The sequence below is a fragment of the Vibrio sp. R15-SG3-ISO1B genome (assembly GCF_059833835.1).
In genome coordinates this window covers 191,971-200,352 of record NZ_JCBDGG010000045.1, presented here as the reverse complement: position 1 = coordinate 200,352, position 8,382 = coordinate 191,971, and the positions used below count along the sequence as shown (strand labels likewise).

Annotated in this window: 8 protein-coding genes; 1 reads left to right on the top strand and 7 read right to left on the bottom strand. The window is 49.6% G+C overall.

Features of this window, described 5'->3' with window-relative positions:
• A partial coding sequence (locus AC6R0S_RS14115; RefSeq protein ID WP_500638166.1) for a phosphoribosylformylglycinamidine synthase family protein occupies nucleotides 1-752 on the bottom strand: 752 nt, incomplete at its 3' end.
• 372 nt (nucleotides 753-1,124) lie between these two features.
• Between AC6R0S_RS14115 and mltF the strand changes: the two genes are divergently transcribed.
• Nucleotides 1,125-2,666: a membrane-bound lytic murein transglycosylase MltF gene (gene mltF / locus AC6R0S_RS14110; protein ID WP_500628841.1), complete on the top strand. Its 1,542-nt coding sequence runs from the start codon at nucleotides 1,125-1,127 to the stop codon at nucleotides 2,664-2,666.
• Between the two features lie 375 nt (nucleotides 2,667-3,041).
• Here the strand turns inward: mltF and tadA are convergent, their stop codons facing one another.
• From tadA to AC6R0S_RS14080, 6 genes are all read right to left on the bottom strand, one after another.
• Nucleotides 3,042-3,569 (bottom strand): tRNA adenosine(34) deaminase TadA, encoded by a 528-nt coding sequence (tadA, locus tag AC6R0S_RS14105; protein WP_500630671.1) that lies wholly within the window; start codon nucleotides 3,567-3,569, stop codon nucleotides 3,042-3,044.
• A 180-nt stretch (nucleotides 3,570-3,749) separates the two neighbouring features.
• Entirely contained in the window at nucleotides 3,750-5,309 is a 1,560-nt protein-coding gene (locus tag AC6R0S_RS14100) for an AbgT family transporter (RefSeq protein ID WP_500638165.1), read from the bottom strand.
• 266 nt (nucleotides 5,310-5,575) lie between these two features.
• Nucleotides 5,576-6,001 carry a type IV pilus modification PilV family protein gene (locus AC6R0S_RS14095; protein WP_500626596.1) on the bottom strand — a complete coding sequence of 142 codons (426 nt, stop codon included), beginning with the start codon at nucleotides 5,999-6,001 and terminating at the stop codon, nucleotides 5,576-5,578.
• Nucleotides 5,991-7,229, bottom strand: a complete 1,239-nt coding sequence (locus AC6R0S_RS14090) for a hypothetical protein (protein WP_500638164.1) — start codon at nucleotides 7,227-7,229, stop codon at nucleotides 5,991-5,993. Before AC6R0S_RS14090 ends, AC6R0S_RS14095 begins: the two co-directional genes overlap by 11 nt.
• Nucleotides 7,226-7,882 (bottom strand): pilus assembly protein PilW, encoded by a 657-nt coding sequence (locus AC6R0S_RS14085; protein WP_500638163.1) that lies wholly within the window; start codon nucleotides 7,880-7,882, stop codon nucleotides 7,226-7,228. The genes AC6R0S_RS14090 and AC6R0S_RS14085 overlap by 4 nt, the downstream gene beginning before the upstream one ends.
• Nucleotides 7,863-8,366, bottom strand: a complete 504-nt coding sequence (locus AC6R0S_RS14080; RefSeq protein WP_500638170.1) for a GspH/FimT family pseudopilin — start codon at nucleotides 8,364-8,366, stop codon at nucleotides 7,863-7,865. Before AC6R0S_RS14080 ends, AC6R0S_RS14085 begins: the two co-directional genes overlap by 20 nt.
• Between the last annotated feature and the right edge of the window lie 16 nt (nucleotides 8,367-8,382).

Genomic DNA, 8,382 nt, shown 5'->3' with positions numbered 1-8,382 from the left:
TGATCAGGTGTCGTTTCAAATGTGTTCTTGATCATCTTAAACAGCGACTTCTCTTGATCAACACCGTCGATCGTCCAGTCTGCGTTAAAGATTTTATGACGACAGTGCTCTGAGTTTGCTTGAGCAAACATCATCAGTTCGATGTCGTTCGGGTTGCGACCCAGTTTAGTGAAGTTTTCTACTAGGTAGTCAATTTCATCTTCCGCCAGTGCCAAGCCCAAGGAAACGTTTGCCTCTTCAAGCGCAAGACGACCGCCCGCAAGAATATCAACGTGAGCAACAGGCTTAGGTTCAGCAACGCTAAACAGTGCAGAGGCAGCATCAAGCTGAGTAAATACGGATTCCATCATGCGGTCATGGATGAGTACTTTCACCGCATCCACTTGTGCGTCGTTTAACGCCACCGATGATTCAATGTAGTATGCCGTACCACGCTCTAGACGCTTAACGCTTGAAAGGCCACAGTTATGGGCAATGTCGGTGGATTTAGAAGACCAAGGAGAGATGGTGCCCGGACGAGGAGTCACAAGCAACAAAAGACCTTCAGGTGCGTGCTCTTCGATCGTTGGGCCGTAGGTCAACAACTTTTCTAGCTTTGCTAGTTCAGCGTCAGACAGATCTGCGGTAAGGTCAGCAAAGTGCATAAACTCAGCGTAAATACCTGTCACAGGCAGGTCTTGTTCACGACAAAGTTCTACTAGTTTGTTAACACGAAACTCAGAAAGAGCTGGGGAGCCACGCAAAATTCTCATGTGCTTAGGTCTCTTATGCAATTGATTAAGATGATATTGGAATAAATTCAATACGTTATAAAAAACAGTTCAAACCTATGCCAATCGCACCTCTGCGTTTGCGAGCGCATTATATAGCAATTGGTTTTGTGATGTAACACCAAACGCAACCGTTTGCGTCATTTTTTTTCATCGGCGTACCGCCAGCACAATCGCCGCAAAGCCTTTCTTTCCTGTCCCGTCCACAAGCTCACCCTGTATGGAAGAGCATGAGCCATCCTGGCCTGTGAACATGATGATTTTTTGAACTCTGCGGCTTCGCCGTCGATAGTTTCTTGCCTTGTGATGACACTTTGATATAAATGCCCTACTGGAAGTATGAGACTCTCTTTAATGAACAAGTATGACTTTAGCCCGCTGAAAGCCTTGTGCGCGCTGCTTTTTTCTGCGCTTTTTTTGACGGGATGCCAAATTGAATCTAAGCCGAAAAGCGAATTAGACCAAATTCGCGAACGTGGAGTGCTTCGCGTTGGCACCCTCAATAACCAGCTCTCCTATTATATTGGTCCTGATGGCCCGGCAGGCCTTGATTACGAAATCGCCCGTGAATTTGCCAACGAGCTTGGTGTGCAATTGGAAATGAAACCGGCCTATCGCATTTCGAGCCTCTACCCAGCGCTGGAAAAGGGTGAGATCGATATTATCGCGGCGGGCCTCAGTCAATCACCTGAGCGCATGAGCCGATTTCGCCCTGCCCCCGCCTATTATTACGTCAGTCAACAACTGGTGTATCGCAAAGGGCAGTGGCGACCACGAAATCTAGAGCAGTTGATTGAGCGACAGGCCGAGCTCATTGAAGAGAACGACGGCAAGCCCGTTTTAAGTATTGTCAGTGACTCTCACTTCAATAAGACGTTAGGAGAGATTCAAATCGACTACCCGGAGTTTACCTATAAGGTCGACGCCAATGTCGATGTCAATGACCTGCTCAAGCAAGTCTCTGATGGTGAACTGCTATTTACCGTCGCAGACTCGGTCGAGATCTCGCTATCACAGCGGATTTATCCCGATGTGGCACTGGCGTTTGAGCTGACCGAAGATCAGCCCATCTCCTGGTTCTTACGACGCAGCCAAGACGAAAGCCTCTACGCCTTGCTGATCGAGTTCTTTGGTCATCTACAACAATCCGGGCATCTCGCCTCACTGGAAGAGAAATACATCGGCCATATCGACAGCTTTGATTACGTCGATACCCGCGCCTTTATCCGCGCGTTGGATTCCACGCTACCGACGTGGTCGCCACTGTTTAAGAAATACTCCGATGAATTTGATTGGCGATTGGTCGCAGCACTGGCTTATCAAGAATCACACTGGAACCCTCGCGCTAAATCACCAACTGGGGTTCGTGGCATGATGATGCTGACGCTGCCGACGGCCAAAAGTGTAGGTGTGACCAACCGACTCGATCCCGAGCAATCGGTCAGAGGTGGTGTTGAGTACTTGCGGCGCATGGTGGCGCGCATTCCAGACACCATCGAAAGCCACGAGAAAATTTGGTTTGCGTTGGCGTCGTACAATGTCGGCTATGGTCATGTAATGGACGCCCGCCGCCTGACGAAAAAACAAGGCGGTAATCCCGATGCATGGTCAGATGTCAAAGACAGACTGCCCCTGCTTCGCCTTAAGAAATACTACAGTACCACTCGCTATGGCTACGCGCGAGGTGATGAAGCACGCAACTATGTGGAGAATATTCGTCGCTACTATCAGAGCATTATTGGTCACGTTGAACAGAAGGAGTCCAGCATTGAGGACTTGACCGTTGACGATCTGGTGGTGATCGAACTGCCAGACGAAGAAGAGCCGGAAGGCGAGGCCGTCATCGAACAAGAAATCGAAAGCGCCTCTTCCGCTGACAGCCATCTCGATCAATAATAAGCCGAGCACAGAGCTTAGCGTCGCGAACTCTCGCGCGCTAAGCCCATTTCTATCCTGTGCCTAATCACTCACGTAACATTCTTAAAACGGTAACATTGGACGGTTATAAGAATCGACACCTAGGACAAAGTATCCTTAGGTGACACATGAGTGTCTGTCGTTAACATTAGCTAGGAGGTTGTTTTATGCGTCGACGTAAACTGCAGTCAAAACGCCTTAACAAGACTGTATCAGCGAATCGCCGAAAGCGAATGATCAGCAACAACAAGAAGAAAGTCATCGCACGTCACCGTGCATTTATGCAACTCATTTGTGCATAAACCCTACAGAGCAAACATCTTACTTAAGATGTTTGCTTAAAAACTCCCCCACCTACTCCATCGACTCTGACGCATCGTCATGTTTTAACGCTCGCTTGGCCGCTTTTTTCTCTTTTCTACGTCGGCGAAAAAAGGCCTGAAGCTGCTCTCGGCATTCCGACTCCAACAATCCATGCTCGACGTCTGCGTAATGGTACGCTGCTTGATGTTCAAACAAGTTTAATACCGTACCTGCAGCCCCCGCTTTTAAGTCCGGTGCGCCAAACACAATCCGTTTAACGCGGCTGTGAAGCAGGGCTCCTGCACACATAGGGCAAGGCTCTAGCGTGACATATAACGTGGTGTCTAATAAGCGGTAGTTGCCAAGCTGTTGCCCTGCTTGGCGCAACACTTGAATCTCCGCATGTGCGGTTGCATCGTGTTGACCAATCGACTGATTCCATCCTGTCGCGATAACCTTCCCCTCCTTGACCAGCACCGCGCCAACGGGGACTTCACCTTGCTGTTCAGCCAGTTTGGCTTGTTCCATCGCAAGACGCATAAAGTGTTCATCTTGGGGGGTAAATGTGTCGGTAGACAAAGGAGAATCCTCGATGGTGATTATGAGGCTTGATCCTAGTGGTTTGTGGGTGAAATGGGAAGTGGGTTGTGGGTTGTGGGTTGTGGGTTGTGGGTTGTGGGAAAGAATACGCCAGCGGGATCGCTGGCGTAAATCTTTAATTTAGGAGACTTGGCTTATCGTGATACCAAGTCGCCGCGCTTACATCACGTAAGTGTAAGGCGCTTGAATACCAAGTGGGATGCCAACCGCCCAGTACGCTAGCAAGAAGATAGACCAGCCAATCAGCATCGCAATCGAGAATGGCATCATCAACGATGCTAGAGTACCGATACCCGTCGACTTCACGTAGCGTTGACAGTACACCACCACCAATGGGAAGAAGACCATCAACGGTGAAATGATGTTAGACACTGAGTCACCAACACGGTACGCCGCTTGAGACAGCTCAGGAGAGATGCCTACAGCCATCAACATTGGCACAAGAATTGGACCAATCAATGCCCATTTCGCCGACGCAGAGCCAATCAACAAGTTCACAGCGGCTGTCAGTAGAATCATACCAATAATGGTCGCTTCACCCGGTAGGTTCATCGCTTTCAGGCCTTCTGCACCGTACAACGCCAACATAGTACCGATGTTCGATTGTGCGAAAGCAGAAAGGAATTGAGCACAGAAGAACGACATCACAATGTACGCGCCCATGGTCGCCATGGTGTCGGACATCGCTTTAATAACGTCGTTACTGGTCTTAAACGTACCGGCAACCTTACCGTAAACGTAACCAGGGATGATAAACAGAATAAAGATCAGTGGCACGATAGACTTCATCAGCGGCGCTGAGAACGCAGTAATTTCACCCTCTGGTGAGCGCAGTGCAGAAGACTCCGGAATAATCGCTGCAATCAGCAGTGCAATACCCGCCATCATCGACCAACCGGCATAACGAAACGCTTTCGATTCCAGCTCTGTAAATGAACCGAGATCAGGGGCTTTCTCCGCATCGTCATCAATCGGTGTTTTTGCTAGGCGAGGCTCGATGATTTTCTCTGTCACGTACCAACCAATCGCAACAATGATCACTGATGAAAGCCCAGTGAAGAAGATGTTGGCCAGTGGGTTGACGACGTATTGAGGATCAAGCACCTGTGCGGCAGTTTGAGTGAAACCCGCTAACAGAGGGTCGATACCAGAAGGGATAAAGTTAGCAGAGAAACCACCTGACACACCCGCAAAAGCAGCAGCGATACCCGCAAGTGGGTGACGGCCAGCGGCATGGAAAATAATACCACCGAGAGGAATAACCAAAACATAACCCGCGTCTGCCGCCGTATGCGACACGATGGCAACCAGAATCAGCATTGGCGTCAGAAGTTTTGCTGGCGTGAAGTTCAGCATCTTCTTAAGACCTGTGGTGATGAAACCAGAAGAGTCAGCCACACCCACACCCAACATCGCCACAAGCACGATACCTAAAGGTGCGAATCCGGTGAAAGTCGTCACCATATTCGCGAGGAAACTGGCTAATGCCTCCCCCGTCAACAGGTTGTTGATCGCCAATGCCTCACCTGTACGAGGATTGATCAGATCAAATGACACATTAGACAACAGCGCTGATGCTGCCCAAGTGATCACCAATGCCCAAAAGAATAAGATCGCCGGATCAGGAATTTTGTTGCCTGCGCGCTCGATAAAGTTTAAAAAGCGATCCATCCCACTCGGCTTAGCAGATGGCGCTGAATTGATTGCTTGGTTACTCATGGTAACTCCATAGTTTGATGTTGTTGCCCTAGACCTTGTTATATTTTTTGACGGTCTATTATCAGCCAAGCATTCTATAAAACCCGCTTACAAAAAGCACAAGATTCTAAGGTTTTTTCCATAATTGGAGACATGTTTTGCAAAAACGTCAAAGACGTGCAACACAAACACCACAAAAAACCCACCAAATACCTCACAACTCGTTCACTAATTAGAAATTTATTTGGATTACCTATCAATTAACACCACCTATCCATGAGGGCTATTTAGTCATTAGTAAACTCACTGTAGCTTGACATCATAGTGGTCACGGATAGGGTTTGAGCGGCATCCAACCTATCTCGCCATTCGGTTGTCACTGTGATGGTTTTCAATGCGTTGGATAAGGTTGCAGTCGGCTCACTGGTTTGCCAACGCACGGTAAATGGAGCGTATGTGGTCGCGTCACTGCCACTGGTTATGCTCGTAAAATCGGCGGGAGGTATGCTAGACAACGCCGCTGATGCGCCGCGACTGCGAAACCACTCCAACTGACTTTCTGCGATATTCAGTGCTTGAATACTCTTGACGGCAAAATCAGAGCGCTGCTCAACGTATGCTTGGAGCTTGATCAGTGACAACGAGGCGACACCAATCAAAATAAACGCAATCATTACTTCCACCAAACTAAAACCACGCTGGCTATTTTGCATACCAACCTCCATTGTTCCACATTAGGGTTTTCGGCCGTTGGTAGAGACTATTGGCTGACGAGTAGTCGAGGTCGTACGAGCCATTGAGCACCACTTCACCATTGGGTGAATCGAAATGCATCCCCCCTTTTGGGTGAAACGCGCCATTGTCGAAGTAGACGGTGTGGGTGGAGAGCAGGCTTTCTATGGCGCTAAAAAAGCTCACTTCAGACCAGTAGCTCGCCAAATTCTCATCGGTAAAGGCGGGACTGGTACGATCCACCATATGAAAAAACGAGCCGGAGTAACTGGCTGAACCCGTTGACGCAAATATGCCGTTGGCGACGACCAGTGAACGCGGCCCTGTGACAGTGAGCGGCGCACTGAGGACGCAGTGACCTTCTACCCACACTTTGTCATAACTGGCAAAAGCATCCGCCAGTTGTTGATGGCAAGTCTGACCGTCCGAGACTTCGGGATTCGTGATTACGTAGTAATCCGCTTTAATATTTGAGATGTTTGACGTCGTTTTGGTGACACCAAAATAGTTATAAAACGGGTCAAGATCGTCGTCTTTGAGATAATCCTGCGCAAAGAGGTCTGGGTCATCGGTGGTATTGCCCCCTTCAGTGGTCGAGGTTTTGTAGCTACTGGCACAGTCACCGGAGAACCCAGGATAAGGGCCATTTGGCATAGGGTCTTCGGTGCTCAATGAAGCACCTGTGGGTGACTCAAACGTCACACGATGTTTATAGCGAATCGCAACGCACTCATATTCGCCTTCTCCATTCGGCTTTTTAGGCGCATCGGCTGCGATCGCCGCACTGCCACGGATACGCAGATCTGCGGTGGTTTGAATCGCGCCAAGCCCCGTCATGCTGCCCCAATAAAACGACTTTTTAAGTTCGTGAGTTGGGCCTTGTGACTCAATCACATAATCGGACGCGGTTAAAGCGCGCAGGTACAAGTCATCGAGCGCTAACGTCTCTTTACAAATTGAATCGAGCAACCCATGCTCCGGCGCCGTCAAATCGGGCACGAGGTTGGGGCTTCCTTTTAAATAGGCATAGACGCACTCGATTCCACCTTCTGCTCGCCAATGAGCTTGTCTAGCTTTGACTTCATTGTGTGAGCGCTTGATCTGGTAAAAGACATGTCGATAAGAAGCCAACACCATCACCAGTGCGATCACCAACAAAATCGATGTGACGAATAGAGTCACCACCCCACGCTGTTTGTACCTACTCATTGCCAATTCCTCTGCAAAGTCACCGAAGAAGTGTCGAACGTCACGCTCGTGTCACCCACCAACTGCGCGCGCAATATGACATTGACCTGTTGGCTGCGTGTCGAGCCTCCTTGAATCGTCTCTGTGTTGACGGTTAACGCGGTGAGGGAAATCTGTTTTGGATCAAAAACGTTGTAACAGTTTCCATGCAGTCCAGAGTCAGTTGCGTCACTGACAGAAAGTGGCACTGGCGTGTGTTTCTCACAGATTTTGAGCGAGTGGCCGAGCGTCCCGGATGAACTTGGCTCACGCTTGTAGACCACGTTGCGAAACGCACTCGCGCCAGACGAGGCAACGCGGTACACATACCCCACTAACTCCGGTGAAGACTGGGTATGAATGACACCCGAAGCGCCTGACAACTGGTGATAGGTATCCGTGAGACCGTCATAACCAGCGCGCTGCATGTCCTCTTTCATTTGTGCCATCGCAGTCGATAGGTTTTGGGCCAGCAGCAACGCTTTGCCTCGCTCAGTTGCCACCGCTTGGCTGCGAATAAACACGCTGCCCACCAGCATGATGGCAATCAATCCAAGGGCCGATGCGATCAGCAACTCGACCAATGACGCACCGCGCTGCAAGTGGCCCCTAGGTTTAGCATTGCGCATAGCCATAATGACTGCCTCCTACTGCGCATATCATCACTCGGCTCGCACCATAAGCACTTTTCAGTTTCAAGTTCTGATTGGTGGTATTGGCAATATAAAACTCCAAATTGCCATCTTTCACTTTGCCACGCACACCATCGAATTTGATTTGATCAGAGGTATAGTTAGAGAGGATCACCACATCTCGAAAGCTTGCGCCATCAAGGTAAAGAATGGGCGCTCCTCCCGAGGTGTCAGAGTCTGTGAGTAGCAGTCTCCAATGACCGGGCAAACTTGGAGTGACAGAGGATTCAATGTGAGCCCACAGATCTTGGTTGCGCCACACCGCTTCCGACTTCGCTTGAACAAGAAAGTGCTCTAGCTCACTCGCGACGCGCTTCATTTGATTGCTCGCACTCACGGTTTGAAAGCTAGGCGCGGCCACCGTAAGCACAATTCCGAGCACCACTATCGTGCAGAGCAGCTCAAGCAAGGTAAAGCCGCGAGTCATTTCCCATTTCATTATG

Coding starts and splice junctions, on each gene's coding strand:
- mltF (WP_500628841.1), top strand. CDS start 1,125: ATGAACAAGTATGACTTTAGCCCGCTGAAAGCCTTGTGCGCGCTGCTT.
- AC6R0S_RS14100 (WP_500638165.1), bottom strand. CDS start 5,309: ATGAGTAACCAAGCAATCAATTCAGCGCCATCTGCTAAGCCGAGTGGG.
- AC6R0S_RS14095 (WP_500626596.1), bottom strand. CDS start 6,001: ATGCAAAATAGCCAGCGTGGTTTTAGTTTGGTGGAAGTAATGATTGCG.
- AC6R0S_RS14090 (WP_500638164.1), bottom strand. CDS start 7,229: ATGAGTAGGTACAAACAGCGTGGGGTGGTGACTCTATTCGTCACATCG.
- AC6R0S_RS14085 (WP_500638163.1), bottom strand. CDS start 7,882: ATGGCTATGCGCAATGCTAAACCTAGGGGCCACTTGCAGCGCGGTGCG.
- AC6R0S_RS14080 (WP_500638170.1), bottom strand. CDS start 8,366: ATGACTCGCGGCTTTACCTTGCTTGAGCTGCTCTGCACGATAGTGGTG.